This window comes from Gordonia terrae, assembly GCF_051789125.1.
In the GTDB taxonomy this organism is placed as follows: domain Bacteria; phylum Actinomycetota; class Actinomycetes; order Mycobacteriales; family Mycobacteriaceae; genus Gordonia; species Gordonia terrae_A.
The window spans coordinates 3,428,427-3,453,683 of sequence record NZ_CP196526.1; the positions used below are offsets into that span (position 1 = coordinate 3,428,427).

The 25,257-nt window shown below is 69.1% G+C and carries 24 protein-coding genes; 7 read left to right on the forward strand and 17 right to left on the reverse strand.

The annotated features are described in order from the left end of the window. The first annotated feature begins 131 nt into the window (after nt 1–131). Nucleotides 132–1,976, forward strand: coding sequence for a dihydroxy-acid dehydratase (gene ilvD, locus ACSUZC_RS15565; RefSeq protein ID WP_439029413.1), 1,845 nt, complete (start codon nt 132–134; stop codon nt 1,974–1,976). Nucleotides 1,977–2,068: 92 nt separating this feature from the next. Here ilvD and ACSUZC_RS15570 read toward each other — a convergent pair whose 3' ends face one another. After that, entirely contained in the window at nt 2,069–3,220 is a 1,152-nt protein-coding gene (locus ACSUZC_RS15570) for a DoxX family protein (protein ID WP_439029414.1), read from the reverse strand. Between the two features lie 94 nt (nt 3,221–3,314). Between ACSUZC_RS15570 and ACSUZC_RS15575 the strand changes: the two genes are divergently transcribed. Next, complete coding sequence (locus ACSUZC_RS15575; RefSeq protein WP_439029415.1) at nt 3,315–4,454, forward strand: PQQ-dependent sugar dehydrogenase; 1,140 nt, start codon at nt 3,315–3,317, stop codon at nt 4,452–4,454. A gap of 75 nt (nt 4,455–4,529) precedes the next feature. Here the strand turns inward: ACSUZC_RS15575 and gatB are convergent, their stop codons facing one another. Beyond that, complete coding sequence (gene gatB / locus ACSUZC_RS15580) at nt 4,530–6,035, reverse strand: Asp-tRNA(Asn)/Glu-tRNA(Gln) amidotransferase subunit GatB (RefSeq protein WP_439029416.1); 1,506 nt, start codon at nt 6,033–6,035, stop codon at nt 4,530–4,532. 134 nt (nt 6,036–6,169) lie between these two features. Between gatB and ACSUZC_RS15585 the strand changes: the two genes are divergently transcribed. Further along, nucleotides 6,170–6,406, forward strand: a complete 237-nt coding sequence (locus ACSUZC_RS15585; RefSeq protein WP_439029417.1) for a PspC domain-containing protein — start codon at nt 6,170–6,172, stop codon at nt 6,404–6,406. Nucleotides 6,407–6,422: 16 nt separating this feature from the next. Here the strand turns inward: ACSUZC_RS15585 and ACSUZC_RS15590 are convergent, their stop codons facing one another. The 3 genes from ACSUZC_RS15590 to ACSUZC_RS15600 all read right to left on the reverse strand — a co-directional run bounded on the left by ACSUZC_RS15590 (nt 6,423) and on the right by ACSUZC_RS15600 (nt 9,508). Continuing rightward, nucleotides 6,423–7,457 carry a 6-phosphofructokinase gene (locus ACSUZC_RS15590; protein ID WP_439029418.1) on the reverse strand — a complete coding sequence of 345 codons (1,035 nt, stop codon included), beginning with the start codon at nt 7,455–7,457 and terminating at the stop codon, nt 6,423–6,425. A gap of 101 nt (nt 7,458–7,558) precedes the next feature. Continuing rightward, nucleotides 7,559–8,209 carry a response regulator gene (locus ACSUZC_RS15595; RefSeq protein WP_439029419.1) on the reverse strand — a complete coding sequence of 217 codons (651 nt, stop codon included), beginning with the start codon at nt 8,207–8,209 and terminating at the stop codon, nt 7,559–7,561. 9 nt (nt 8,210–8,218) lie between these two features. Further along, nucleotides 8,219–9,508 carry a sensor histidine kinase gene (locus tag ACSUZC_RS15600; protein WP_439029420.1) on the reverse strand — a complete coding sequence of 430 codons (1,290 nt, stop codon included), beginning with the start codon at nt 9,506–9,508 and terminating at the stop codon, nt 8,219–8,221. A 165-nt stretch (nt 9,509–9,673) separates the two neighbouring features. On the opposite strand from ACSUZC_RS15600, the gene ACSUZC_RS15605 reads away from it, so the two are divergent. Both ACSUZC_RS15605 and ACSUZC_RS15610 read left to right on the forward strand, forming a co-directional pair. Further along, nucleotides 9,674–10,360 carry a hypothetical protein gene (locus ACSUZC_RS15605; RefSeq protein WP_439029421.1) on the forward strand — a complete coding sequence of 229 codons (687 nt, stop codon included), beginning with the start codon at nt 9,674–9,676 and terminating at the stop codon, nt 10,358–10,360. Further along, on the forward strand, nt 10,357–11,577 hold the full coding sequence (locus ACSUZC_RS15610) for an alpha/beta-hydrolase family protein (RefSeq protein ID WP_439029422.1): 1,221 nt from the start codon (nt 10,357–10,359) through the stop codon (nt 11,575–11,577). Before ACSUZC_RS15605 ends, ACSUZC_RS15610 begins: the two co-directional genes overlap by 4 nt. Here ACSUZC_RS15610 and gatA read toward each other — a convergent pair. Both gatA and gatC read right to left on the reverse strand, forming a co-directional pair. Then, entirely contained in the window at nt 11,547–13,055 is a 1,509-nt protein-coding gene (gene gatA / locus ACSUZC_RS15615) for an Asp-tRNA(Asn)/Glu-tRNA(Gln) amidotransferase subunit GatA (protein ID WP_439029423.1), read from the reverse strand. The two genes, ACSUZC_RS15610 and gatA, sit on opposite strands and share 31 nt — an antisense overlap. Beyond that, on the reverse strand, nt 13,052–13,363 hold the full coding sequence (gene gatC / locus ACSUZC_RS15620; protein ID WP_439029424.1) for an Asp-tRNA(Asn)/Glu-tRNA(Gln) amidotransferase subunit GatC: 312 nt from the start codon (nt 13,361–13,363) through the stop codon (nt 13,052–13,054). The genes gatA and gatC overlap by 4 nt, the downstream gene beginning before the upstream one ends. Nucleotides 13,364–13,562: 199 nt before the next feature. Between gatC and ACSUZC_RS15625 the strand changes: the two genes are divergently transcribed. Continuing rightward, nucleotides 13,563–14,222 carry an amino acid-binding protein gene (locus ACSUZC_RS15625; RefSeq protein ID WP_439029425.1) on the forward strand — a complete coding sequence of 220 codons (660 nt, stop codon included), beginning with the start codon at nt 13,563–13,565 and terminating at the stop codon, nt 14,220–14,222. A gap of 35 nt (nt 14,223–14,257) precedes the next feature. Continuing rightward, nucleotides 14,258–14,773 carry an O-acetyl-ADP-ribose deacetylase gene (locus ACSUZC_RS15630; protein WP_439029426.1) on the forward strand — a complete coding sequence of 172 codons (516 nt, stop codon included), beginning with the start codon at nt 14,258–14,260 and terminating at the stop codon, nt 14,771–14,773. Nucleotides 14,774–14,777: 4 nt separating this feature from the next. Here ACSUZC_RS15630 and ligA read toward each other — a convergent pair whose 3' ends face one another. The 10 genes from ligA to ACSUZC_RS15680 form a co-directional block, all read right to left on the reverse strand. Continuing rightward, a complete protein-coding gene (ligA, locus tag ACSUZC_RS15635; protein ID WP_439029427.1) occupies nt 14,778–16,844 on the reverse strand; it encodes an NAD-dependent DNA ligase LigA in 2,067 nt (688 codons plus the stop codon). Between the two features lie 44 nt (nt 16,845–16,888). Further along, nucleotides 16,889–17,281: an MmcQ/YjbR family DNA-binding protein gene (locus ACSUZC_RS15640; RefSeq protein WP_439029428.1), complete on the reverse strand. Its 393-nt coding sequence runs from the start codon at nt 17,279–17,281 to the stop codon at nt 16,889–16,891. Nucleotides 17,282–17,325: 44 nt separating this feature from the next. After that, nucleotides 17,326–18,342: a vitamin-B12 independent methionine synthase gene (locus ACSUZC_RS15645; RefSeq protein WP_439029429.1), complete on the reverse strand. Its 1,017-nt coding sequence runs from the start codon at nt 18,340–18,342 to the stop codon at nt 17,326–17,328. After that, nucleotides 18,339–19,457, reverse strand: a complete 1,119-nt coding sequence (mnmA, locus tag ACSUZC_RS15650; RefSeq protein ID WP_439029430.1) for a tRNA 2-thiouridine(34) synthase MnmA — start codon at nt 19,455–19,457, stop codon at nt 18,339–18,341. The genes ACSUZC_RS15645 and mnmA overlap by 4 nt, the downstream gene beginning before the upstream one ends. Next, a complete protein-coding gene (locus ACSUZC_RS15655) occupies nt 19,457–20,689 on the reverse strand; it encodes a cysteine desulfurase family protein (protein ID WP_439029431.1) in 1,233 nt (410 codons plus the stop codon). The genes mnmA and ACSUZC_RS15655 overlap by 1 nt, the downstream gene beginning before the upstream one ends. Nucleotides 20,690–20,767: 78 nt before the next feature. Continuing rightward, the gene (locus tag ACSUZC_RS15660; RefSeq protein WP_439029432.1) at nt 20,768–21,247 is read right to left on the reverse strand and encodes a DUF4334 domain-containing protein; all 480 of its coding nucleotides are present in this window, start codon (nt 21,245–21,247) and stop codon (nt 20,768–20,770) included. A gap of 60 nt (nt 21,248–21,307) precedes the next feature. After that, a complete protein-coding gene (locus ACSUZC_RS15665) occupies nt 21,308–22,342 on the reverse strand; it encodes a lysophospholipid acyltransferase family protein (protein ID WP_439029433.1) in 1,035 nt (344 codons plus the stop codon). Further along, nucleotides 22,339–23,259, reverse strand: coding sequence for a GNAT family N-acetyltransferase (locus tag ACSUZC_RS15670; RefSeq protein ID WP_439029434.1), 921 nt, complete (start codon nt 23,257–23,259; stop codon nt 22,339–22,341). The genes ACSUZC_RS15665 and ACSUZC_RS15670 overlap by 4 nt, the downstream gene beginning before the upstream one ends. Nucleotides 23,260–23,384: 125 nt before the next feature. Further along, the gene (locus tag ACSUZC_RS15675) at nt 23,385–24,341 is read right to left on the reverse strand and encodes an electron transfer flavoprotein subunit alpha/FixB family protein (protein WP_439029435.1); all 957 of its coding nucleotides are present in this window, start codon (nt 24,339–24,341) and stop codon (nt 23,385–23,387) included. A gap of 52 nt (nt 24,342–24,393) precedes the next feature. After that, nucleotides 24,394–25,179, reverse strand: coding sequence for an electron transfer flavoprotein subunit beta/FixA family protein (locus ACSUZC_RS15680; protein WP_238420032.1), 786 nt, complete (start codon nt 25,177–25,179; stop codon nt 24,394–24,396). Nucleotides 25,180–25,257: the final 78 nt, after the last annotated feature.

Sequence of the window (25,257 nt, forward strand, 5' to 3'; positions counted from 1 at the left end):
GCCCGGCCACAGTCCGTTGGGAAACAACCCCTCCGGTCGCGGTGTTGAGCCGAAGAGTCCGGCGCCGGTCCGTCACCGCACGTCCGATCGCGCCGGGCCCGCCCGAGCCAGACGATCGATTCGAGGAACCCATGCCTGCTCTGAGGTCACGCACCACCACCGTCGGCCGCGAAGCCGCCGGCGCCCGCTCCCTGTGGCGCGCAACCGGAATGACCGACGACGACTTCGGCAAGCCGATCGTGGCGATCGCGAACTCCTACACCCAGTTCGTGCCGGGACACGTGCATCTGAAGGATGTCGGCGACATCGTGGCCGAGGCCGTGCGGGCCGCCGGTGGCGTGCCGCGGGAGTTCCACACCATCGCCGTCGACGACGGCATCGCGATGGGTCACGGCGGCATGCTCTACTCGCTGCCCAGTCGCGAGATCATCGCCGACTCCGTCGAATACATGGTCAACGCCCACACCGCGGACGCGCTGGTGTGCATCTCGAACTGCGACAAGATCACCCCGGGCATGCTGAATGCCGCGATGCGCCTGAACATCCCGACGGTGTTCGTCTCCGGCGGACCGATGGAGGCCGGAAAGGCCGTCGTCGTCGGCGATGTCGCACATCCGTCGTCGGACCTGATCACCACCATCTCGGCGTCGGCCAACAGCGAGGTCGACGATGCGGGCCTGAGCGAGGTCGAGGCTGCGGCATGCCCCACCTGTGGTTCGTGTTCGGGCATGTTCACCGCCAACTCGATGAACTGCCTCACCGAAGCGCTCGGGCTCGCCCTGCCCGGCAACGGTTCGACGCTGGCCACCCACGAGGCACGCCGCGCGCTGTTCACCAGGGCCGGCGAGGTCGTCGTCGACGCGGCGACCCGGTGGTACCGCGACGACGACGCGTCCGTGTTGCCCCGCAACATCGCGACACCCGCCGCCTTCCGCAACGCGATGGCGCTCGATGTCGCCATGGGTGGCTCCACCAACACCGTCCTGCACATCCTCGCCGCCGCCCAGGAAGGCGAGGTCGCCGACTTCGATCTCTCGGTCATCGACGAGATCAGCCGCAACGTGCCGTGCCTGTCGAAGGTCTCCCCCAACTCCGACTACCACATGGAGGACGTCCACCGGGCGGGCGGAATCCCGGCCATCCTCGGTGAACTGCGCCGGGCAGGACTGCTCGACGACACCACCTCGACCGTGCACACCCCGACGCTCGCGCAGGCGCTCGACGACTGGGACATCCGCGGCGGCAAGGCCGTCGACGAGGCCGTCGAACTGTTCCACGCCGCACCGGGCGGCGTTCGCACCACGACTCCCTTCTCGACGGCCAATCGGTGGAAGTCCCTGGATGTCGACGCCGAGGGCGGATGCATCCGTGACCTCGCGCACGCCTACACCGTCGAGGGCGGCCTGTGCGTGCTCCGCGGCAACCTCGCACCCGACGGTGCCGTCCTCAAGACCGCGGGCATCGACGAGGACCTCTGGCATTTCGAGGGTCCGGCCCGCGTCGTCGAGAGCCAGGAGGACGCCGTGCAGGTGATCCTGTCGAAGACGATCCAGGCCGGTGAGGTCCTGGTGGTGCGTTACGAGGGTCCGGCGGGCGGACCCGGAATGCAGGAGATGCTGCACCCGACCGCCTTCATGAAGGGCACCGGCATGGGCAAGAAGTGCGCGCTCATCACCGATGGCCGCTTCTCCGGAGGGTCGTCGGGCCTGTCGGTGGGCCACATGTCACCGGAGGCCGCCTCGGGTGGCGCCATCGGGCTCGTCGAGGACGGTGATCCGATCCTGATCGACGTGAAGACCCGCCGGCTGGAGGTCCTCGTCGACGATGACGTCCTCGCCGAGCGTCGCGCCAAGATGGAAGCGTCCGAGCGTCCGTGGCAGCCGAAGGATCGCGAGCGTACGGTCACCACCGCGCTGCGGGCCTACGCCAAACTCGCTACGTCGGCCGACCGGGGTGCGGTGCGGCAGGTCGACTGACCTTCTGACGATCACAATCGACTGACGTCTCTGTCGAACACAGAGTGCGGGGTACGTTTCGGCATCCGATACGTACCCCGCACTCTGTGTTGTCAGGCCAGCGGGTTGCTGCCGTTGGCCAGAATCCAGACCGCGACGGCCGCTGCCGCGCCGACGATGAGCCAGAGGAACGACCCGACGAAGGGGCGTCGCGCCCAGCCGCGGGGATAGTCCAACGAATACAGGCCCGGACCGGTCAGGATGACGACGGCCGCCGCGACGGCGAGGAACAACTCGAACTCCACCCCGCCCGCGGCGGCGAAGAACACGAAACCGCCGGCCGCCGAGATCTTGTAGGCCGCGGCGACGAGCATCGTGCCCAGGATCGCCGAGGCCCCGATCGGGGTGAGCAGGCCGAGGATCACCATCAACCCGCCGATCGTCTCCGACAGCGCGCCGACGATCGCGAGGACCTGCGCGTAGTCGGCGTTGAAGCCGCCGTCGACGAGCATCGACTCGAACCCGCTGAGCCGGGGGCCGTTCCAGAGACCGAACAGCTTCTGCAATCCATGGGCGCCGACCACGAGTCCCAGAGCGACGCGCAGCACCAGCAGTCCGAGGTCGATGGTGCCGCGGCGGGACTTCGCAAGGGCGTCTTCGAGATCGTCGTCGGCGGGGGTCGTGGTCCGGTCCTCGGCGGCGCCTTTGCGACGGCGTCCGAACCGGCGGGGTCTGCCGTCCTCGTCGTCGTCGGCCACCGCGGTATCCGATGCCTCACGCCGCGGATACGCGCTGGTGGACGAGTCCTCGTCGTCGAGGAACTCGTATCGGGCGGTGTCCACGGGCGGCAGCGCCGGTTCCGGGGTCGTGACCGCGTCATCGACGGGTTCGGGGACCGGGGTTGCCGACGGGCTCTTCGCGAACTGGACCGTCTCGGCGTCCTTCGTCGCGGTGCCGGGCATCGACCGCGTCTCGACGTCACCGGGATCGAGGTCGTCGAGGTCGTCGACCCGCGAATACGGCGCCGGTGTGCGGCGTGCGTGCCGGTTGTAGAAGTCGTCACGATCGGGCGTCGTGGATGCGGGCGGCGGCACCGACGCCGGGGCTCCACCTGCGGGTCCGGGACCTCGGGGATCGGGACCTTCGGGACCGGAACCGGGAACCGGTATCTGTCCGGTCGGCTCGTCGTAGGGACTCATCGCCCCGTCGTACGGGGTCGCCGGTGTGTCGCGCCCGCTGGTGCCCGACGTGTCGCGTTCGCTCACAAGCCAGACTCTAGAGGCTCGCGCGGCACGCTCAGCGCACCCCGCCGGGGTGAGTCGGGATGACGCCGTTGGGAGCACCACTACTGTGGACGCCATGTGGAAGGGGCGCCCGGTATGGGTCCGGTGGCGAGTGCTGGTGACAGTCCTGGCCGTGGTGACGATCGCGGTCGGGGGGTGCGCCGACTTCTCCGCGCAGGATCGTGAGCGCGAAGCCGGCGCATTCAGTCCCAACAACCGGCCGAGCGGCCAGCCCGAACCGACGCCACCGCCGGCCACCCCGCGCGAGACGCAACCGCCACCCACCGGGCCATGCGTGGACCCCGACCCGGCCGTCATCGCGACCTGCCTGGCCTCCACCGGTGGCCTCATGCCCGGAGACGAGCAGGGCGAGGTGACGGTCGTCGCCGAACGCACGACGGGCAGGATCCTCACCACCAAGCGTTACGGTCCCCAGCGAACTCTGGGCGAGGCACAGGTCGACGCGTCCGGTGACGGCGGGTTGATCGACTTCGCGTTCTCCCCCACCTACTCTCAGGACCGGTTGATCTACGCCCTCATCACGACAGCGGCGGACAACCGTATCGTGCGTCTGGCGCCCGGCGACGTTCCCAAGCCGATCCTGACCGGAATCCCCAAGGGCACCACGGGGAACATGGGCTCGATGTACTTCCGGTCGCCGACCGAGCTGGTGGTCGCCACCGGCGATGCCGGCAACCCCGCGGCCGCCGACGACCCGTCGTCACTCGCGGGCAAGGTGTTGCTGGTGACCTCGTTGTCCTCCGGGACGAACCCTCGGCCCGCCATCCTCGCCGCGGGCTTCGGTTCCACTGTGTCCCTGTGCCCCAATGCCTCCACCGGAACCGTCTACATAGCCGACCAGAAGGCGACCGAGGACCGCGTGCAGGTTCTCGAAGAGGGCGGACCCAAGGTGCTGTGGACGTGGCCCGACAAACCGCAGATCGCCGGATGCGGTGTCGCCGGCGGCAACATCTATGTCTCCACGACACGCACCCAGCGCATCGAGGGCATCAACGAACCCACGCGTGAGGAGCCGACGATCACCGCGCCGGTCGTCGTGCTGGACCGACGCTATGGTGCGCTGGGCCGGATGGCCGCCCTGCCCAACGGTCTGTTGCAGGTCGCGACAGTGAACAAGCAGGTGGGCGCGGCCAAACCCACCGACGATCGCGTGTTCCGCTTCCTGCCCTCCGGCGGTGGCAACGACCGGACGTGACCCTTCGAGGCTCGCTCCGCTCACACCTCAGGGAGCACGGGGGTCGCCCTCCGCTCACACCTCAGGGAGTGCGCCTCAGGAGCAAGCGGCGATGACGAGTTCCTTGACGCGAGCCGGGTCCGCTTGTCCGCGAGTGGCTTTCATCACGTCGCCGACGATCTTGCCCGCGGCCGCGACCTTGCCGCCGCGGATCTTCTCGGCGATGTCCGGGTTGGCGGCCAGCGCCTCGTCGACGGCCTTCTGCAGGGCCGAATCGTCGCGGACGACCTCGAGACCCCGGTCGGCAACGATCTGAGCGGGCTCTCCCTCTCCATCCAGGGCCGCGATCGCGACCTGCTGCGCGAGCTTGGTGGTCAGCTTGCCCTCGTCGACCAGACCGACGATCTCGGCGACCTGGGCGGGCGAGATGGCGAGAGCGTCGAGTTCGACCCCCCGCGAGTTCGCCTGCTGGGCAAGGAACGACACCCACCAACCGCGAGCCGCTTCGGGTGACGCCCCCGCATCGACGGTGGCGATGATCAGATCGACCGCTCCGACGTTCACGAGGTCTCGCATCACCTCGTCGGAGACGCCCCACTCTTCCTGGATGCGCGCCCGGCGCAACCACGGCAGCTCCGGCAGCGTCGCGCGCAGCTCTTCGATCCAGGCCGAATCGGGCTGCACCGGAGGGAGATCCGGTTCCGGGAAGTAGCGGTAGTCCTCGGCGGTCTCCTTGCGACGACCCGCCGACGTGGTGCCGTCGGATTCGTGGAAGTGCCGCGTCTCCTGGATGATCTCGCCGCCCGCGTCGAGGATCGCGGCCTGGCGGCGCATCTCGTAGCGAACCGCGACCTCGACGCTCTTGAGCGAGTTGACGTTCTTGGTCTCGGTGCGTGTGCCGAACTCGGTGGCGTCCTTGCGCATCAACGACACGTTGGCATCGCACCGCAGGGAACCCTGATCCATCCGGACATCCGACACGTCGAGCGCCTTCAACAGGTCCCGTAGCGCGGCCACGTACGCCCGCGCGACCTCGGGGGCACGTTCGCCCGCGCCGATGATCGGGCGGGTGACGATCTCGACGAGCGGAACCCCGGCGCGGTTGTAGTCGAGCAGCGAATGACTCGCGCCGTGGATGCGCCCGGTGGAACCGCCGATGTGGAGGGACTTGCCGGTGTCCTCTTCCATGTGGGCGCGTTCGATCTCGACCCGCCAGGTGGTGCCGTCGCCCAGCAGGACGTCGAGATACCCGTCGTAGGCGATGGGTTCGTCGTACTGCGAGATCTGGTAGTTCTTCGGCTGATCGGGATAGAAGTAGTTCTTCCGCGCGAACACGCTCGAGGGTCGGATCGAACAGTTCAGGGCGAGCCCGATGCGGATCGCGGACTCGATGGCCTTCGCGTTGACGACCGGCAGCGAACCGGGCAGTCCGATGCACACGGGGCACACCTGCGTGTTGGGTTCGGCACCGAACTCCGTCGGGCAGCCGCAGAACATCTTGGTCGCGGTACCCAGTTCGACGTGCACCTCGAGGCCCATCACCGGATCGAAACCGGCGATGACCTCGTCGTACTCAAACAGTTCGACGGCGGCGGGAGTCATGGCTGTCAGTTTATGCGGCCATATCCCAGGGACACGTTCAGGGTGATCACCGATGCCGGGAGCGTGCGCTTGCTCGTAGCGTCGAAGACAGACCGACGAACCGCGTCGGCCGCCACGCCCCTGAGGAGGACGAGATGACCACCCCACAACCTGCCGGCAGCGGCCCCCGCTTGATGCGCTCGCGCACGAACTCGTGGCTGGGCGGCGTCTGCGGCGGTATCGCCCAACGCTGGGGGTGGGATCCGACGCTCGTCCGCGTCCTGGTCGTGCTGTCGATCCTGTTTCCCGGCCCCCAGGTGCTGCTCTACCTGGCGCTCTGGATCGTCATCCCGCGCGAACCGGCCGCGTCGGCGGTGTCGCCCGTCGTCTGACGCACGTCCGGCGATCTCATCCGAAGATGACCCTGACCTCCTCGTACTGGTCCGGGGGCACCGTCTTGAGTTCGCCGAGCGCCTCGTCGAAGGTGATCCGCGCGATCTCGGTGCCGTGCAGGGCGACCATCTGTCCCCAGCCCTCTTCGGCGACGAGGTCGGCGGTCGCCATCCCCATCCGGGTCGCGAGGACCCGGTCGTAGGCCGAGGGCACACCGCCGCGCTGGATGTGACCGAGAACCGTCGCGCGGGTCTCGATGCCCGTGCGCTCCGCGATCACCGGGGCGAGCATCTCGCCGACACCGCCCAGACGAGGACGGTTGAACCCGTCGAGACCCTTCGTCGAATGGGCTTCTTTCATCTCGGGGAGCTTGAAGCCCTCGGCGACGACCACCATCGGCGCGCGCCCGCGGTCCTTGACACTGGTGACCCAGGCGCAGATCTGATCGAGACTCTCGGGGTTCTCGGGGATCAGGATGACGTGTGCGCCACCGGCGATCCCGGAGTGCAGTGCGATCCACCCGGCATGCCGTCCCATCACCTCGAGCACCATGCAGCGCTTGTGTGAGTTGCCCGTGGTACGCAACCGGTCGATGGCCTCGGTCGCGATCTCGACGGCCGTGTTGAAACCGAAGGTGTAGTCGGTGGCGTCGATGTCGTTGTCGATGGTCTTGGGGACTCCGACGACGTTGATGCCGTCGTCGAACAGTCGCTTCGACGCCGCGGCGGTGCCTTCTCCGCCGATCGCGATGACACCGTCGATCTCGAGGTTCTTGAGCACCTTCGCGATGTTCTCGGGTCCCCCGTCGGGCTCGGTGTACGGACCGAATCGGCTGGTTCCGAGGATGGTGCCGCCCTGGTTGGACAGGCCCCGGACCGAGGAGCGGTTCAGCTCGACGATGTCTCCGTAGACCAGACCCGCCCACCCGTCCTTGAAGCCGACGTATTCGTGTCCGTACACGGTCTCGCCCTTGAGCACCGCGCCCCGGATCACCGCGTTCAGACCGGGGCAGTCACCGCCGGACGTCAGAATGCCGAACCTCTTGGTCATCTGGCGAGACCCTCCCTGTCGTCACTCCCGAGAACGCGCGCACGTCGGTGCGCGGACATCCCCAATCTAGTGCGCATGCGGTCCGGCCGCAGATCCCGAAATCACTTGATGCCGTTCTCGTAGGCGAAGACCACCGCCTGCGCCCGATCGCGCAGGCCGAGCTTTCCCAGCAGGCTGCTCACATGGGTTTTCACCGTCTGTTCGGTGACGTACAGCTCGGCACCGATCTCGGCGTTGGACTTGCCGTCGGCCACCAGGTCGAGCACTTCACGCTCGCGCGGGGTGAGGGTGTCGAGGCGGGCGTCACGTGGGTGCCGGCGACGATTGGCCGTGACCTCGGTGATCAGCCGCCGTGTGATCGACGGCGCCAGCAGTGCCTCGCCCGCGGCGACGACGCGCACGGCCCTGACGAGTTCGTCGGCAGGTGCGTCTTTCAGCAGGAAGCCCGAGGCACCGATACGCAACGCCTCGTAGACGTAGTCGTCGATGTCGAAGGTCGTCAGCATCAGCACCCGGGTGGGTGGTTCCGTCGACGACCCCAGGATCTGTTCGGCGGCCCACAGCCCGTCCTTGCGCGGCATCCGCACGTCCATCAGCACGACGTCGGGGCGGACCCGGCGGCACACCTCGACGGCTTCCACCCCGTCGGAGGCGTCCCCGAGGACCGACAGATCCGGCTGGGCGGCGAGCAGCGCCGAGAATCCTTGGCGGACCATGGCCTGGTCATCGGCGATGACTACGGTGATCGGCACGCCGCTACGCTACCGCCCGGACGGCGACTCGAGGGAACCCGTGACGGTCGCGATCTCGGCGACGACGACACCCTCCCGGCGTGGCGTCGAGGGAATCAGTGCCCGTACCGCGAAGCCCCCGGTCGGAGTCGGTGCCGCGGTGAGGGAACCGCCCACCGCCTGGGCCCGGTCGATCATGCCCGGGATACCGACGCCGCTGCCGCCGAGATGCAACGGTTCGGCCGTGGCGGGCGTGTTGACCACGGCGACCTCGACGAGGTCGCCGCCGGCTTCGGTGACGCTGACGTCCACTTGGCCTCCCGGCGCGTGTCTGGTGGCGTTCGCGAGGGACTCCTGCACGATCCGGTAGATCACCAGCGCGGCCGATTCACCCACGTCACCCGGTTGCACCTCGCGGCGCAGGGTGACCTCTGCTCCTGCGCGACGCGTCTCCGAGACCAGCGAATCGAGTTCTGCCATGCCGGGATTCGGCGCGCCGACGGCGTCGGCGCCCTCGACGCGCAAGACGCCGAGCAGCTGCCGCACCTCATCGAGGGAGGTGCGCGCGGCCTCGGCTATGGCCTCGAATTCCGCTGCGGCCGAGGGACTCACATCGGGCACCCGGTAGCGGGCGGTCTGCGACATCACCACGACCATCGACATGCGGTGTGCCACCACGTCGTGCAGGTCGCGCGCGATCCGGGCACGTTCCTGCAGTACGGCCGCCTCCGCCTCGGCAGCCTGCGTCTGTTCGGTGCGTACCGCCAGCTGGCGACGTGAGGCCATCAGCCCGCGCAGCAGCGCGACCACGACGGCGAGCACCGAGATGCCGAACACCCAACCGATCCGTGCGGACGGTTGTACGGCGAACGCCATCACGATCGACGTCGACGCCCACACGACGGGAATCCATCGGAGCGGGCACCGGAGGAAGGCCATGAACGTCAGGACGAGCAGTTCGATGAGGTGGGTGACCTGGATGGTCAGTTCCCATGAGTCCCTGGCCGGCACGATGATCCCGATAAGCTGCGCCGAGACCACCGAGACGCCCCAGCCGACCAGCGGCGCCGACCACGCCAGCGCGATCGGCAGCGCCGCGAACGCCGCGACCACGGGAAGCACGAATGCCGGCACCGCATGGGTGATGGGCAGCGTCGGCCACGAGACCGAATACATGACGAGCGCCACGAACAGGAAGAACCAGTTGATGCGCGACGAGAAGTAGTGCCGCACCGCGGGGTCCTGTGCCACCGGCGCGGTCGCCGCCCACTCCAGCGAGGACGCACCCACCTTGCGGAGTGTCTTGCGGTATCCGAACATGCCTCAACCCTAGGCGTGCCGACCGCGGGGACACCTCATACTTTCGGGGGATACGACCTCGCGCGGCGGTAGGGATCTCGGGCGGCCGAGCCCCCCTCAGGACGAGGACGAACGGCCCCGGCGAACGATGTGGCGTCGCGGTCGTGCGCCATAGCGTCGACGTCCATGACCAGATCGTTGTTGCTCCGAAATCACTCTTCCGACATCGACTTCCATCATCCGACGGGTTCAGCGGCGCGCGGGTACGCGCGGTGGTGGGTGGCCGCGCTGACGCTGTCCGTTCTCCTCACCGGGCAGTGGTTCTCGACCGCCCATGCCGTCGCCGGACCGTCGGCCGGCGGCACACCGGTGACCGCACCCCCGGCCGACGCCGGCAATCCGTATGCCGCAGTCGTCGTCGCGCTGGCGGGTCCGCGTCCGGTCGAGGCGGTGTCGGTCCTGCCCGGGTCGTTCGCGTCGACCCAGGGCTACTCTCCCGAGGTCATCGACGGATACCCGGTCGACCCGCAGGGCGACTGCTCCTCGCCGGTACCGCTCCCCGCGCACTTCACCCCGCTGTGTCGCACACATGACTTCGGGTACGACCTCCTCCGTGCCGCGCAGAAGGACGGTGATCCGCTGGGCCCATGGGCACGTTTCGCCCTCGATCGGATGCTCGTCGACCGCATGTACGCTGCCTGCGGGTCGCCCGGCTGCACCGCGGCCGCTTCGGCAACCCGCGTGGGGCTGGCGTGGAACACGTGGCGACAGCGTGGCGGACCACCGGCGGGCAACGAGTCGATCACCGCGCTCGTGACCACCACTCTCGAACGCGCACTGGTGGATTCGACCCACGAGGCGGTGCGATCATGACGCGCTGGCCCCACCCGGCGATCAGCGTCGCGGTCACCGTCGGTTACATCGCCGCCCTCTATCCGGGGAGCCTGCCCCGCGGCGCCGTCACCGCGGCGCTCGTCGCCGCGGGCGCCACCGCCCTGGGCGCGATCATCGGCATGCTGGTGCGGCAGCGGAGTTCTCGCACCGCCGACGAACAGGCGAGCCGGATCACCTTCGGGGCGGGCATCGTGGTGATGGCCTGCACCGCGGGCGTCGCGCTCTGGTGGCAGAACGTCGTGCGTTCAGCGGTCGGGGCGGTTCCGGCCGGTTGGGAATGGTGCGCGGCGATCACTCTGATCCCGGCGGCGGTCGTGGTGGCGATCGTCACCGCACCGCGCGTCGCCGCGGTGGGCGCGGCATGCGCACTCGCGCTGACGGCCGGGTTGCTGGCGCCCGCCGATGCGGGAGCCGACGAGGCGGGAGCCGACGAGCAGCGCGTCACCCGTGTCACCGCTGTCACGGAGGCACCGGGTCCGGTATTGCGAGGAGCCCTGAGCGTCGACGACTTCGACCGTGCCGCAGGACAATTGATGCAGAACTGGGTGGCGTCGGGCGGACTGTCGGCTCGAGCGGTCGTGCTGGCCGTGCCGACGGGGTCCGGGTGGGTGGATCCCGCTGCGGTCGACGGATTCACGCGCAGGTTCGGCGATGTACGGGTCCTCACGCTTCCCTACGCCGACGTCCCGTCCTGGCAGGCCTTCCTGTCCGGCCGGTCGGGTGCCTCGAAGTCGGCGATCGCGACCGCCCGTGCGCTGGCCGCCGCGTTGCGGCACGCACCGCCTGAGAACCGACCGACGGTCGTGCTCTACGGGCAGAGCCTCGGCGCGGTCGGAGCCGACGCAGCCCGGCTCTGGCTGGAGGAACACCACCCGGAGCTGGTCGACGAGACGGTGCTCACCGCACCGCCGGCCGGCACGGTGGCGTCATCGTCGCGCACGCCCCGCACGATTCTCGCCAATCACAGCGATCCCGTCGTGCGGTGGTCGGTGTCGGGCCTGTGGCGTCCGCACTCCGACACCGCCGACACCCGCCGCGGCGGCCCACGGGTGCCCCAGGCACCCTGGGTGCCGGTGGTCAGCTTCGTGCAGTCGAGCGTCGACCTGCTCGCCGCCCTGGACGGCGACGCCGGTGTGGGACACCGTTACGGGACGGATCAGGCCGGTCAGACGATCGGTCCGCGAGCCGCCTCATAGGACGCGCCGACCCGGTACAACCGGTCGTCGGCGAGAGCGGGCGCCATGATCTGCAGGCCGACGGGCATGCCGTCGTCGGCCGACAATCCCGAGGGCACCGACATCGATCCGATGCCCGCAAGGTTCACCGGCAGGGTGCAGAGATCGAACAGGTACATCGCGAGCGGGTCGTCGACCTTCTCGCCGATCGGGAATGCTGTCGTCGGCGTCGTCGGCGAGATCAGGACGTCGACCTTCTCGAATGCCGAGGCGAAGTCGCGCGCGATCAGGGTACGGACCTTCTGCGCCTGACCGTAGTAGGCGTCGTAGTAGCCCGAGGACAGGGCGTACGTACCGATCATGATGCGGCGCTTGACCTCTGGGCCGAATCCCTGCTCGCGACTGAGCGCCATGACCTCGTCTGCCGAATGCGAGCCGTCGTCGCCGACACGCAATCCGTAACGCATCGCGTCGAAGCGGGCGAGGTTCGAGGACACCTCCGACGGCAGGATCAGGTAGTAGGCGCCGAGGGCGTAGGTGAAGTGCGGGCAGCTGACCTCGACCACCTCGGCGCCACGCTCGGTGAGCAGTGCGACGGCCTGCCGGAAGGACTCGAGTACACCGGCCTGATATCCCTCACCCTGCAGTTCGTTGACCACACCGATCCGCACACCCTTGAGATCCTGCTCGGCGCCGGCGCGCGCGGCACCGACGACATCGGGGACGGCGACATCGATCGACGTCGAGTCCCGCGGGTCGTGACCGGCGATGACCTCGTGCAGCATCGCGGTGTCGAGCACCGTGCGGCCGCAGGGTCCGCCCTGGTCGAGCGACGAGGCACACGCGACGAGGCCGTAACGCGAGACGGTGCCGTAGGTCGGCTTCACACCGACCGTCGCCGTGACCGCGGCCGGTTGACGGATGGAGCCGCCGGTATCGGTACCGATGGCCAGCGGCGCCTGGTACGACGCGAGCGCGGCGGCGCTGCCGCCCCCCGAACCGCCGGGGATCTTGCTCACATCCCACGGGTTACGGGTGAGCTGGTAGGCGGAGTTCTCGGTCGAGCTGCCCATGGCGAACTCGTCCATGTTGGTCTTGCCCAGGATCGGGATGCCTGCTGCGCGAAGGCGTTCGGTGACCGCGGCGTCGTACGGCGGCACCCAGCCCTCGAGAATTCGTGAGCCACACGTGGTGGGGGCGTCGACGGTGGTGAAGACGTCCTTCAGTGCGATGGGCACGCCCGCCAGCGCGGAGGGAGCGTCCCCCGCGGCGATGGCGTCGTCGGCGGCCTTGGCGGCGACGAGCGCCTCCGCTCCGCTGACGTGCAGGAAGGCTCCGAGCTGGTCGTCGACCTCGGCGATGCGGTCGAGGTGGGCCTGTGTGACCTCCACCGAGCTGATCTCGCGGGCACCGATCCTGGTGGCGAGTTCGGCGGCGGACAGACCGGTCAGGTCACCGGCGTCGCGCGGCGTGGCGAAGTTCGTCTCGGCGGCACTCACTGCTCTTCTCCCAGGATCTGCGGAACGGCGAATCGGTCCTGTTCGACGGCGGGCGCGCCGGACAGGGCCTCCGCGGTCGACAGTCCGGGGACGACCACGTCTGGACGCAGCACGTTGGCGAGCTCGGCGGGATGAGCCGTACCCGGAACGTCGTCGGCGGCCACCTCCGACACCGACGCGACGTGGGTCAGGATCGAATCCAGCTGCTCGGCGTAGACATCGAGTTCGTCCTCGCTCAGCGCCAGTCGCGACAGTCGCGCCAGGTGCGCGACCTCGTTCCGCGAAATGGACTTCGGTTCGCCAGCCACTTCAGCGTCCTTCCTCACACAACTTGCTCGTGGTTGTCCGTCACTGCGCGTGGGTGTCGTTCGGCGATCTCGTCCGAACCGGTCACGACGCAGGGTGTGACACCCAGACTATGGGAACGCGCGATCCCCGCTGTCCCCAGCCACCGGTTGCCGACCCGGGCGGTGCGCGCGTAGCGGGCGCGGGTGCGAGAATGACGCCGTGTCCTACCTCTTGCGGGTCTCGCTCGAAGACCGCCCGGGCAGTCTCGGCGTGCTCGCCGTGCAACTCGGGTCCGTCGGCGCAGATATCCTGTCTCTCGAGGTGGTCGAGCGCGGGAACGGGTATGCGGTCGACGATCTCGTGGTGGAGGTCGCGCCCGGCGCACTCCCCGACAGCCTCATCACCGCGGCCGAGAAGGTCAGCGGCGTGCGCGTCGACTCGATCCGGCCCTATTCGGGCGTTCTCGACACCCACCGCGAACTCGAGCTGGTCGATCAGGTCGCGACCGCGGGTCGCGACCGGCTGCAGGTCCTGGTCGACAACGCCCCGCGTGTCCTCCGGGTCTCGTGGGCCATGGTCCTCACACCCGCCAGCGGCGGCGTCCTGCAGCTGTTCGGCTCGTCCGGCGCCCCGGAGACACCGTTGACCACGGCCGACTGGTTGCCCCTGGAGCACGCGGCACAGCTCGATGCGGAGGGTGACTGGGTGCCCGGCGCATGGCAGGACATGGACACCCGACTGGCGGCGGCGCCGCTGGGCACCGACTCGAAGGCCATCCTCCTCGGCCGTATCGGCGGTCCGGATTTCCGGCCGTCGGAGGTCGCGCGGCTCGGCTACCTCGCGGGCATCGTGAGTACCGTGCTCCGCTCCGAGAGTTAGGCACATCCGGCCCGGAGTACGGGCATGATGGATCGATGACGTCCATCGAGCTCGTGCAGGGCGACATCACGACGCAGTCGGTCGACGCGATCGTCAACGCCGCGAACTCCACCCTGCTCGGCGGCGGCGGGGTGGACGGCGCGATCCATCGGCGCGGCGGTCCGGCGATTCTCGCCGAATGCAAGCAACTGCGCGCCGGCGCCTATGCACGCGGACTCCCCGTCGGCGAGGCGGTGGCCACCACCGCGGGCGATCTGGACGCGCGCTGGGTCATCCACACCGTCGGACCGGTTCATTCGTACGACGAGGACCGGTCGGCACTCCTCGTCTCGTGCTACCGCGAATCCCTTCGCGTCGCAACCGAACTGGGCGCCACCACGATCGCCTTCCCCGCGATCTCGACGGGTGTCTACGGCTGGCCGATGGACGACGGCGCCCGCCGGGCTGTCGACACCGTCCGGGCGACCCTGCCCGAGACCTCCATCGACGAGGTGCGCTTCGTCCTGTTCGACCAGCGCGCATACCGCGCGTTCGAGGCCGCGCTGGGCTGATCGGTCACTCCGGTGAGCCGGTCTCCAGCAACTTCTTGAACGCGTCCTCGTCGAGGACCGGCACACCGAGCTGTTCGGCTTTGTCGGCCTTGGTACCCGGTGACTCGCCGACCACCACGTAATCGGTCTTCTTCGACACCGAACCCGACGCCTTGCCGCCTCGCTGCAGGATCGCCTCCTTGGCACCGTCCCGGGAGAAGTCGACGAGCGATCCGGTCACGACGATCGTCTTGCCCTCTAGGGTCCGCGGGATCGACTCGTCGCGCTCGTCCTCCATGGAAACGCCTGCGGCGCGCCACTTCTCGACGATGTCCCGATGCCAGTCGACGGTGAACCAGTCGTGGATGGACTGGGCGAGGGTCATCCCCAGCCCTTCGACCCGGGCGAGCCGCTCGACATCGGCCTCCTCGATCGCCGCCAATGACCCGAACTCGGTGGCCAGGGCCCGCGCGGCGGTGGGACCGACATGCCGGATCGACAGACCCACGAGTACGCGCCACAGCGCCACGTCCCTGGCGTTGTCGAGGTTGGCCAGCAGGCGTTTGCCGTTGGCCGAGAGCGCGCCCGCCTTGGTGGTGAACAGGTCGGTGCGGACCAGATCGTCGGCGGTCAGCGAGAACAGATCGCCCTCGTTGGTGAGCACGCCCGCGGACAGGAGCGCTGTCGCCGCCTCGTAGCCCAGCGCCTCGATGTCGAAGGAGCCGCGTCCGGCGAGGTGAAACAGTCTCTCCCGCAACTGAGCCGGGCAACTCTCCTGATTGGGACAGCGGACGTCGACGTCGCTTTCTTTTTCCGGCCGCAGTGGCGTTCCACATTCGGGACAATTCTCCGGCATCTCGAACGCGCGCTCGGTGCCGTCGCGGAGGTCGACGACGGGCCCGAGGACCTCGGGGATCACGTCGCCGGCCTTGCGGATCGTGACGGTGTCGCCGATCAGCACGCCTTTGCGCTTGACCTCGGAACCGTTGTGCAGGGTCGCGCGCGAAACCGTGGAGCCGGCGACGAGCACCGGCTCGAGGACCGCGAAGGGCGTGACGCGTCCGGTGCGCCCCACACCGACCTGAATATCCAGGAGCTTGGTGGTCGCTTCCTCGGGCGGATACTTGTAGGCGATCGCCCACCGCGGCGCGCGCGATGTGGACCCGAGGCGGCGCTGCACGGTGACGTCGTCGACCTTGACCACGATGCCGTCGATCTCGTGTTCGACGTCGTGGCGGTGTTCGCCCCAGTAGGTGATCTTGTCGATGATCTCGTCGGCGCCGGACGCCTTGGTGGTGTGCGTCGACACCGGCAGTCCCCACTCACCGAGCGCGAGGTAGGCGTCGTGGAGCGACGCCGGTCGCCAGCCCTCGGTGTGGCCGATCCCATGACAGATCATGCGGAGTTTGCGACGCGCGGTGATCTGTGGGTTCTTCTGCCGGAGTGACCCCGCGGCCGAGTTGCGCGGATTGGCGAACGGGGGTTTGCCCTCGGCGACCAGCGAGGCGTTGAGCGCTTCGAAGTCCTCCACCCGGAAGAAGACCTCGCCGCGGACCTCGAGGACCTCGGGGACGGGGTATTTCTCGGACGCACTCAGCCGCATCGGGATGTCGTCGATGGTGCGCGCGTTCAGTGACACGTCTTCTCCGGTGCGGCCGTCGCCACGGGTGACGCCACGTTCGAGGACACCGTTGCGGTACACGAGCGCGAGAGCCACGCCGTCGATCTTGAGCTCGCAGAGGAAGTCCACCCGGGTGCCGGCGTCGGCGACCACGCGGTCGACCCAGGTGCGCATCTCATCGTGGTCGAAGACGTTGTCCAGGGACATCATTCGTTCGAGATGGTCGACCGGGGAGAAGGCGGTCGAGAAGCCGCCGCCGACGAGTTTGGTGGGCGAGTCGGGCGCCGCGAGCTCGGGATGGGCGTCCTCGAGTGACTGCAGACGACGCAGCAGCAGATCGAACTCGCCGTCGGTGATGACCGGCGCATCTTTCACGTAGTAGCGGAACTGGTGCTCGCGGATCTCCTCGGCGAGCGCCGACCACTCCTCGCGCAACTCCGCCGCGGGTCCCGATTCCGTTGTTTCTGCCACGTTCCGAGGGTATCGGAGTGCTCGGACAGGTCCGAAGGGCCAGTTCAGCCGGCGTCGGCGTCGAGCTTGGCCACCGAACGCCTCGGCGCGATCTGGCGGTAACTGGCGTCGAGCAGTTCGGCCACCTCATCCCAGTCGGTGGCGTCATCGAGGATCAGGCCCAGCCACCCGGAGGGACCGAGGTAGGCGGGTACGAAGAACCGCGGGTCCTCCTGGAGCGCCGGACGTTCGGACTCCTCGGCGATGAACAGGATGGACTGGTCATGCCGCACCTTGGTGCCCTTGACCCCGCCGCCGTAGTTGCCGAACATCTTGCCGCACCGGAACGTCGGACGACCGTGCGCGACGACCTCGGTGGCATCGGGGAGCGCGAGCGCGATCTCTCGTACCCGGCCCAGGAGGGGGTCGGCGTCGTCGAACATGATCGGGTGCGGCATACCGATGAGGATAGGTCGGACCCCGGTGATCCCGCAGTGGATTCCTAGAGCGCCGCCGGGTCGGTACCGATGAGCTGGCCGGCTTCGGCGGTGATCGACAGGGCCCGCTTGGCCCAGCCCGACGACGCCTCCGCGAGGCCGCACGTGGGTGTGACGATGACGTTCTCCGCCAGCACTTTTCGGTTCAGGCCGATCCGGTCGGTGATGGCGGCGAGATCGGTCGCCACCGTCTCGGCCTCGAGTCGACGGTCCGGCGCGGTCGACGGCACGACACCCGCCACGAGGGTGTCGCCGCGGTCGACGAGCATCCCGATGCCGTCGAGATCGGCGTCGCGGGGCCGGGTGACGTCGACGGAGTAGGCCGTCGGGCGCAGGTGCTCCAGCAGATCCCAGCGCGGTCGCCCGCAGTTGTGCAGGATCACCGGTACCTCGACGTGGTCGAAGAGTTCGGTGAGGGCGCGCGCGACCTCGATCACCGGCACCGCCCTGATCGGATCGAAGCGGGTCAGCGGCTTCACGGTGCCGTCGATGACCTGCCCCACCATCGGCTCGTCGAGCTGGAGGACGACCCGTGCACCCAGGCGGCGTCGTACCTCACGGACGTGTTCGCGAATGCCCTCGGCGGTCGATGCGACGATGTCGCGCACCGCGCCGGGATCCTTCAGCACGCGTTGCCCGTTGGCGAGTTCGACCGATGCCGCGGTCGTGAACGGGCCCGCGACCTGGATCTTGAAGGGCCGGTCGGTGCTGACGAAACCCGCTGTCTCCCAGAGCTCTTCGATGACGTCGAGATCCTCGTTGAGCAGGTCGGTGGCGCGGCGGGTCAACAGCGAGGAACGTTGCGCGAGCCGGTAACCCCAGGTCGCGGTGTCCATCGGCAGATCGACGAGGATCGCCGCCATGCGGCCGATCAGGTCGGAGCCGATGCCCCGGCCGGGGAGTTCGACGAGGTGGGCGAGGTCGAGTTCACCGTTCACGATCTCGGCGGCCGAGCGCGGGTCGGTGCCGGGCATCGAGCCCACACCGGTGCCCAGGCCGGTGGGCAGGACGGGGTCGGTCACCGAGCGGAGACCGGAGTCGGCGCAGCCGAGGTGGTGGCGATGCGCCCGCACCCGACAACCTGGTCGCCGCGTCGGGCATCCGGGAGGTAGAGCACCGCGGCCTGCCCGCGGGCCACCCCGGTGAGCGGCTCCTGCAGCGCGATCTCGATGCCGGGTTCGCCGTCGACCGTGATCGGGGTCGCCCGCACCGGCGCGAGGCCGCCGTGCGCGCGGACCTGGACCATGGCGTCGAAGGGCTCGCCCGGGGTCACACCCGACGTCCAGACCGCGCGGGTGGCGGTGATCCCCCAGACCTGGAGGTCGGCGGCCGTCCCGACGGTCACCGTCCCCGAGTCGGGATCGATCTCGGTGACATAGCGCGGCTTGCCATCAGCCGCAGGTGCGTCGATGCCCAGTCCCTTGCGTTGCCCGATCGTGAAACCGTGTACGCCGTCGTGTTCGGCGAGGCGCTCACCCGACGAGGCATCGACCACCGCGCCGGGCCGGACGCCGATGCGCGCGCCGAGGAACGCACGGGTGTCCCCGCTGGGGATGAAGCAGATGTCGTGTGAGTCGGGCTTGTCCGCGACGGCGAGTCCGCGTCGTGCGGCCTCGGCGCGGATCTCGCTCTTGGGTGTGTCCCCGATCGGGAACATCGCGCGCGACAGTTGGTCACGCGTGAGGACGGCGAGCACGTAGGACTGGTCCTTGTCCGCGTCGACCGCGCGGCGCAACTCTCCGTCGACGAGCTGGGCGTAGTGGCCGGTGGCGAGCGCGTCGAAACCGAGGGCGACGGCCTTGTCCGCGAGGGCCGCGAACTTGATCTTCTCGTTGCAGGTCAGGCACGGATTGGGGGTGCGGCCGGCGGCGTAGGCCTCGACGAATTCGTCGATGACGTCGTCTTTGAACCGGTCGGCGAAGTCCCACACGTAGAACGGGATGCCCAGGACGTCCGCGGCGCGCCGCGCGTCCGAGGCGTCCTCACGGGAGCAGCAACCGCGCGAACCGGTCCGCAGCGCCCCCGGTGCGGTGGACAGTGCCAAGTGCACACCGACCACCTCGTGACCGGCCTCGACCGCCCGTGCCGCCGCCACCGCGGAGTCGACACCGCCGCTCATCGCCGCGAGTACACGCATCAGGAGATCCTTCCACCGGGCGCGGACACGAGACCCGCAGCGCGCGCACGGTCGACGACCTCGTCGATGACCGCGGCGACCGCGTCGATGTCGGCGTCGGTTGTCGTGGGAGCGAGGGAGAACCGCAGCGACGACCGGGCTTCGGCCATGTCGAGCCCCATCGCGAGGAGTACGTGGCTGGCCTGCGCGACACCCGCCGTGCACGCGGAGCCGGTCGAGCACTCGACACCCTTCGCGTCCAGCAGCATCAGGAGAGAGTCGCCCTCACACCCGGCGAAGGACACGTGGACATTGCCCGGCAGCCGCTGATCGGAGTCGGCGCCGTTGCGGGTCGTACCGTCGACGCCGAGGAGGACGTCGGTGAGCCGGTCCTGCAGTGCGCGGACGTGCGCGGTGTTCTCGGCGAGGTGCTCGACACACCACGACAGCGCCGCTGCCATGCCGACGGCGCCCGCGACGTCCTGTGTTCCCGACCGGACGTCGCGCTCGTGTCCGCCGCCGTGCTGCACGGGCACACAGCCGACGTCGCGGCCGAGCAGCAGAGCGCCGACACCCTGTGGTCCGCCGAACTTGTGGGCGGTCAGCGAGAGCGCCGACAGCCCACTCGCCGCGAAGTCCACGGGGAGGTGGCCCACGGCCTGGATCGCGTCGGAATGGACTGGTACGTCGAACTCGGCGCCGAGCGCGGCGATCTCTGCGATCGGCTGGATGGACCCGACCTCGTTGTTGGCCCACATGACCGAGATGAGTGCGGTCTCCTCGGCGTGGGTCTCGAGTTCGGCGCGCAGGTCGGCGGCCGAGACCACGCCGTCGGCGTCGACGGGCAGGAGGACGAGCTCGGCATCCGCGGCGTCGGCCAGCCATTGGGCCGGATCGAGGACCGCGTGGTGTTCGATCGCGGAGGTGATGATCCGACGGCGTCGCTCATCGGCCCGTCGCCGAGACCAGTAGATTCCCTTGATCGCCAGATTGTCCGATTCGGTGCCGCCGCCGGTGAAGATGACCTCCGAGGGTCGGGCGCCGACGGCCGCGGCGATCGCTTCCCGCGCTTCTTCGAGTCGCCGACGCGCGGTGCGGCCGGAGCCGTGCAGCGAAGACGCGTTGCCCGGCTGTGCGAAGACAGCGGTCATCGCCTCGACGGCTTCGGGCAGCATCTGCGTCGAAGCGGCGTGATCGAGGTAGACAGGCGCCCCCTTGCTGTTCGGCACGGGCGGTCGGCTTGAGTCGGGCATCGCTAGCAAGGATAAACGCGTGTCGGTCGCCGACAAATTCCGTGACCGGCGATCCGACCGGTCCTGGCGACGAGTCGGTCAGGCGCGCTTGAGGTAGAAGTACAGGTGGCGGCCGTCGATGACGCCACCCTTGCCGTTCATGATGCCCATGACCGTCGTGTCGTCGACCCGCTTGAAGTGGTCGATGACCGGCTGACCGTCGTAGACCATCGACGCGGTGATCTCACCCCGGAACTCGATCGCCCACAGGCTCGCCTCGCCCTTGCCGAGCTTGGTGTTGGAGTACAGGTTGCCGTTCTCGTCGCGGCACACCAGCGGCTGGACGTCGCTGCGCGAGGTGAAGGTCTTGCCGTACCAGCCGGCCTTCCCGAGCATCCCGTTGATGGCGTGCCCGGTGGTGAACTCGCCGCCCTTCCACGCGCCGAGCATCTCCTCGGGACGAAGGGTGGCCAAGCCCGCCCACACGGTGTCGAGATCGGCGTCGTCGACGCGGCCGTCGACGTCGCGCAGCTCGAAGAACTTGGCGCGCGCAGCTTCTCGGGTCTGGGTGGACGTCATCGTCGGCCTCCTGGGTACACATCAGATCGTCCGCAGGGTACGGAACGGTACCGGAGAAACCTATATGAGAGAACGGATGATGTCACTTTTGTCCGGGGTTGCCGGACCGGCCACCACCCGCTCGCAGCGTCCCGCCAGTTCGCGACGATCACGCCCGGGCGACTCGACGGGGTGGATCACCATCGTGAGGGCCAGCCCGCGAGTCCGCAGCACGCGCCGCAGGGTGTCCGCCGGGGTGTCGGCACCGATGAAGCTCGGCGCCGTGGCGGTGGTCCCGTCGACACCGACGAACCGCAGACGGACCGGCACCACCGGGACGTCGGCGTCGATGGCGGCCTGGAAGAACGCCGGCCGGAAGGCACCGCCGGTGCGTCCGCAGTAGGTCGTGCCCTCGGGGAACACGATGACCGAGGTGTGCCCGTGGAGGCGGTCGGCCACCTCACCGACTGTCGACGGCAGTCCGCGCAGTGTGGCGCGGTCGACGGCGATCACCCCGAACCGGCGGGCCAGGGATGAGACCACCGGCATCGCGACGACATCGGACTTCGCGACCACGTGGGCCGGACTGATGAGGGCCAGGGCGAGGACGTCGAGGAAGGAGATGTGGTTGGCGACCACCAGTCCCGGACCGGACGGATCGCCGCGGAGGTCCTCGACGTCGACGCTGATGCCCAGGGCCCTCAGCAGAGCTGCGGAGGCCGGCCCACGCAGTGCGCGGGGCGGGCGGTGGCGCAGTCGCGCGGACACGCCGGCCGTCGAGGCCGCCCACACGATCCAGGCCACGACCGCGGTCAGGCGGAACAGGCGCCACAGGACGACCGTCGCGTCCGAGATCGCGGTCAGTCGCCGCGCCATGCGTGGGGCGATACACGAGTCACCGCAGGTGCTGATGGGGAACCACGGGTGCGATCGGGGGCCGACGTCGCCCGGGGTCCGGCATCCGAGCGGCCGGGGCCGGGAGGTGTGCGCTTCCGCGACCCGGCCGCGCTGCCCGGTGCCACTGGGTTCCGAAGCGGCGACGGGATTCGGGACACCTGCGCGCGTCGGGACCCCTGCGCGTTCGGTGGCGACCGGTCCGATCAGCAGGGCGGTCATCGCGCCGGGGTCCCCGGGTCCGGGGTGGCCGCGGGGGTCCGCGCCCCACCGAGGCGGCGGGCGCTGGATCGAAGACGGTCGAGGTACCGCTTGTTGGCGCCTTCGCGGTCGAGCAGCGTGAGGAAGTCCGCGACGTCGAAGACGTCGTCGACGGCGGGCTCGCCGCAGACGCGGGCGCCCAGCCGCAGATAGCCGCGCATCAGCGGTGGCATCGCCACCGTGTCGGCGGGCTCGATGTCGTCGAGCAGGCGTCCGCCGACCCGGGCGGCGACGAGCGGGTGCGCACGGCGGTGGGGGTCGGAATGCTCGGCCCGCAGCCGATCACGGAGTGCACGCATCGCCGATCCGGGTAGCCACTCCCCCGGGCTGTGGAGGGGCACCGACACACAGCCCATGAGATACCGGAGATCGGCGTCCTCCATGTACTGCAGCAGGGCGGCCCACATCAGCGCGGTGACCGACCCGTCGCGATGATCCGCGCGCACACACGCGCGGCCCAGTTCGACTGTGGCCGTGACGATGTCGCTCATCTCTGCAAGATCGAACTCGGTGGCGGAGTACCACCCGCCGGCAGCGATCGCGCGTGCCGGCGACAACATGCGGGCGCACCCGACGACCCCGTGGTCGTCGTGCCGGACGATCAGGTGTTCACAGAACGCGTCGAAGCGGTCGGCGTCGCGGCCGGTGGCGGCGTCACCGATGCGGTTGGAGAACCCGGGTTCGGCGGCGAAGACGTCGTAGCGCAACCGTTGCGCCGCGACGATGTCGGCGGGGTCGTCGGACACGAGGACGCGCACTGGTCCCGCGGACAACAGGGTGGTCGGTACGGCCCGCGAGAACCGGGCGCGCGCGACATGATCGGTGCGGACGGAGGACTGCATGGCGTTCATGTCTCGAATGAAAGCCAGGGCGGGCATCGACGGGGCCACCGCAGCGTGTCGTGTCGGTGCGGGTTGGGTGAACAGGGTTCGCCCAGGAACGCACGATGGCCCCCGACGACGAGTCGGGGGCCATCGGGTCGAGCTCGGTGATCAGCCGGTGATCACTTGCGCTTCTTGACCTCTTCGGTCAGCTGCGGGGCGACGTTGAACAGGTCGCCAACGATGCCGTAGTCGGCGATCTCGAAGATCGGGGCCTCTTCGTCCTTGTTGACGGCCACGATGGTCTTCGAGGTCTGCATGCCGGCGCGGTGCTGGATGGCGCCCGAGATACCGAGGGCGACATAGAGCTGCGGCGACACGGTCTTACCGGTCTGACCGACCTGGAACTGGCCCGGGTAGTAACCGGAGTCGACTGCCGCACGCGACGCACCGACAGCCGCGCCGAGCACGTCGGCGAGTTCCTCGACGACCGAGAACTTGTCGGCGCTGCCGACACCACGGCCACCCGAGACGACGATCGACGCCTCGGTGAGCTCCGGACGGTCGCCGCCGACGTTCGGCTCGACCTTGGTGATCTTCACCGCGCCCTCGCCCTGTGCGGGGACCTCGACGTCGACACGCTCGCCGGCACCGGCCTGCGGAGCGGCCTCGACGCCACCCGGGCGGACCGAGAAGACCGGGACCTCACCCTTGGCCTGCGCGTCGACGGTGAAGGCGCCACCGAAGATGGAGTGGATGCCCACGCCACCCTCCTGGACGTCGACGATGTCGGCGAGCACGCCGGACCCGAGACGTACGGCCAGACGGCCGGCGATCTCCTTGCCGTCCGCGGTCGCCGCGACCAGGATTCCGGCCGGGGACGCCGACTCGGCGATCGAGGCCAGGACGTCGACCTGCGGGGTGATCAGGTAGCCGGCCGCGTCGTCGGACTCGGCGACGTAGATCTTCTCCGCGCCGGCTTCCTTGAGTCCGTCGACGATGCCGTCGGCCGAGCCGGGCTTGCCGACGACGACTGCCGACGGGGTACCGAGCGCGCGGGCGGCGGTGATGAGCTCGCTGGTGACCTTCTTCAGGGCGCCTTCGGCGTCCTGCTCCACGAGCACGAGTACTTCTGACATGGTGGTTTTCTCCTGAATGTCTGGGGGTTCGCCGGTGGTCTGCGTCGGGAGATCAGATGATCTTCTGGCCGACCAGGTATTCGGCGACCTTGGTGCCGCCGTCGCCTTCGTCGGTGACGCGCTCGCCCGCGGTCTTCGGCGGCTTCGGCTTGGACGCGGTCACGACCGACCCCGCGTTCTCCAGGCCCACATCGCTCGCCTCGACGTCGATCTCGGCGAGGGTGAGGACGGTGACTTCCTTCTTCTTCGCGGCCATGATGCCCTTGAAGGACGGGAAGCGCGGCTCGTTGATCTTCTCGTTGACGCTCACGATGGCCGGCAGGGTGGCCTCGACGTGGAAGATGCCGTCGTCGGTCTCCCGCTCGCCCTTGAGGGTCTCGCCCTCGAGGGTCAGCGCACGCAGGTGGGTGAGGTGCGGGAGTTCGAGGTACTCGGCGATCATCGCGGGGATGGCACCGACGCGACCGTCGGTGGCCTCGTTGCCGGCGATGACCAGCTCGACGCCCTCGACCGTGCCGAGCGCGCGGGCCAGCACGTAGGCGGTCTGGACCGCGTCCGAGCCGTGCATGAGGTCGTCCTTGATGTGGATCGCCTTGTCCGCGCCCATCGACAATGCCTTGCGGATGGCATCGGTGGCGCGCTCGGGCCCCGCCGTCAGGATGGTGACCTCGCCCCCATCGGCCTCCTTGATCTTCAGCGCTTCCTCGACGGCACGCTCGTTGATCTCGTCCAGGACGGCGTCGGCGGCCTCACGGTCCAGGGTGTAGTCGTCGTCGGACAACTTGCGCTCGGACCACGTGTCGGGAACCTGCTTGATCAGTACGACAATGTTTGTCATGGGTCTTCGTCGACCTCCTGCATCGGGTTCGGCAACTTACCGGCGGGTAAGGCCATGGGTCCCCACCACTTTAGCGTC

Bases quoted from the DNA above. Each gene is read 5' to 3' on its own strand.
- ilvD (WP_439029413.1), top strand. From the start codon at position 132: ATGCCTGCTCTGAGGTCACGCACCACCACCGTCGGCCGCGAAGCCGCC.
- ACSUZC_RS15575 (WP_439029415.1), top strand. From the start codon at position 3,315: ATGTGGAAGGGGCGCCCGGTATGGGTCCGGTGGCGAGTGCTGGTGACA.
- gatB (WP_439029416.1), bottom strand. From the start codon at position 6,035: ATGACTCCCGCCGCCGTCGAACTGTTTGAGTACGACGAGGTCATCGCC.
- ACSUZC_RS15585 (WP_439029417.1), top strand. From the start codon at position 6,170: ATGACCACCCCACAACCTGCCGGCAGCGGCCCCCGCTTGATGCGCTCG.
- ACSUZC_RS15590 (WP_439029418.1), bottom strand. From the start codon at position 7,457: ATGACCAAGAGGTTCGGCATTCTGACGTCCGGCGGTGACTGCCCCGGT.
- ACSUZC_RS15600 (WP_439029420.1), bottom strand. From the start codon at position 9,508: ATGTTCGGATACCGCAAGACACTCCGCAAGGTGGGTGCGTCCTCGCTG.
- ACSUZC_RS15605 (WP_439029421.1), top strand. From the start codon at position 9,674: ATGACCAGATCGTTGTTGCTCCGAAATCACTCTTCCGACATCGACTTC.
- ACSUZC_RS15610 (WP_439029422.1), top strand. From the start codon at position 10,357: ATGACGCGCTGGCCCCACCCGGCGATCAGCGTCGCGGTCACCGTCGGT.
- ACSUZC_RS15630 (WP_439029426.1), top strand. From the start codon at position 14,258: ATGACGTCCATCGAGCTCGTGCAGGGCGACATCACGACGCAGTCGGTC.
- ACSUZC_RS15640 (WP_439029428.1), bottom strand. From the start codon at position 17,281: ATGCCGCACCCGATCATGTTCGACGACGCCGACCCCCTCCTGGGCCGG.
- mnmA (WP_439029430.1), bottom strand. From the start codon at position 19,457: ATGCGTGTACTCGCGGCGATGAGCGGCGGTGTCGACTCCGCGGTGGCG.
- ACSUZC_RS15655 (WP_439029431.1), bottom strand. From the start codon at position 20,689: ATGCCCGACTCAAGCCGACCGCCCGTGCCGAACAGCAAGGGGGCGCCT.
- ACSUZC_RS15660 (WP_439029432.1), bottom strand. From the start codon at position 21,247: ATGACGTCCACCCAGACCCGAGAAGCTGCGCGCGCCAAGTTCTTCGAG.
- ACSUZC_RS15665 (WP_439029433.1), bottom strand. From the start codon at position 22,342: ATGACCGCCCTGCTGATCGGACCGGTCGCCACCGAACGCGCAGGGGTC.
- ACSUZC_RS15670 (WP_439029434.1), bottom strand. From the start codon at position 23,259: ATGCCCGCCCTGGCTTTCATTCGAGACATGAACGCCATGCAGTCCTCC.
- ACSUZC_RS15675 (WP_439029435.1), bottom strand. From the start codon at position 24,341: ATGTCAGAAGTACTCGTGCTCGTGGAGCAGGACGCCGAAGGCGCCCTG.
- ACSUZC_RS15680 (WP_238420032.1), bottom strand. From the start codon at position 25,179: ATGACAAACATTGTCGTACTGATCAAGCAGGTTCCCGACACGTGGTCC.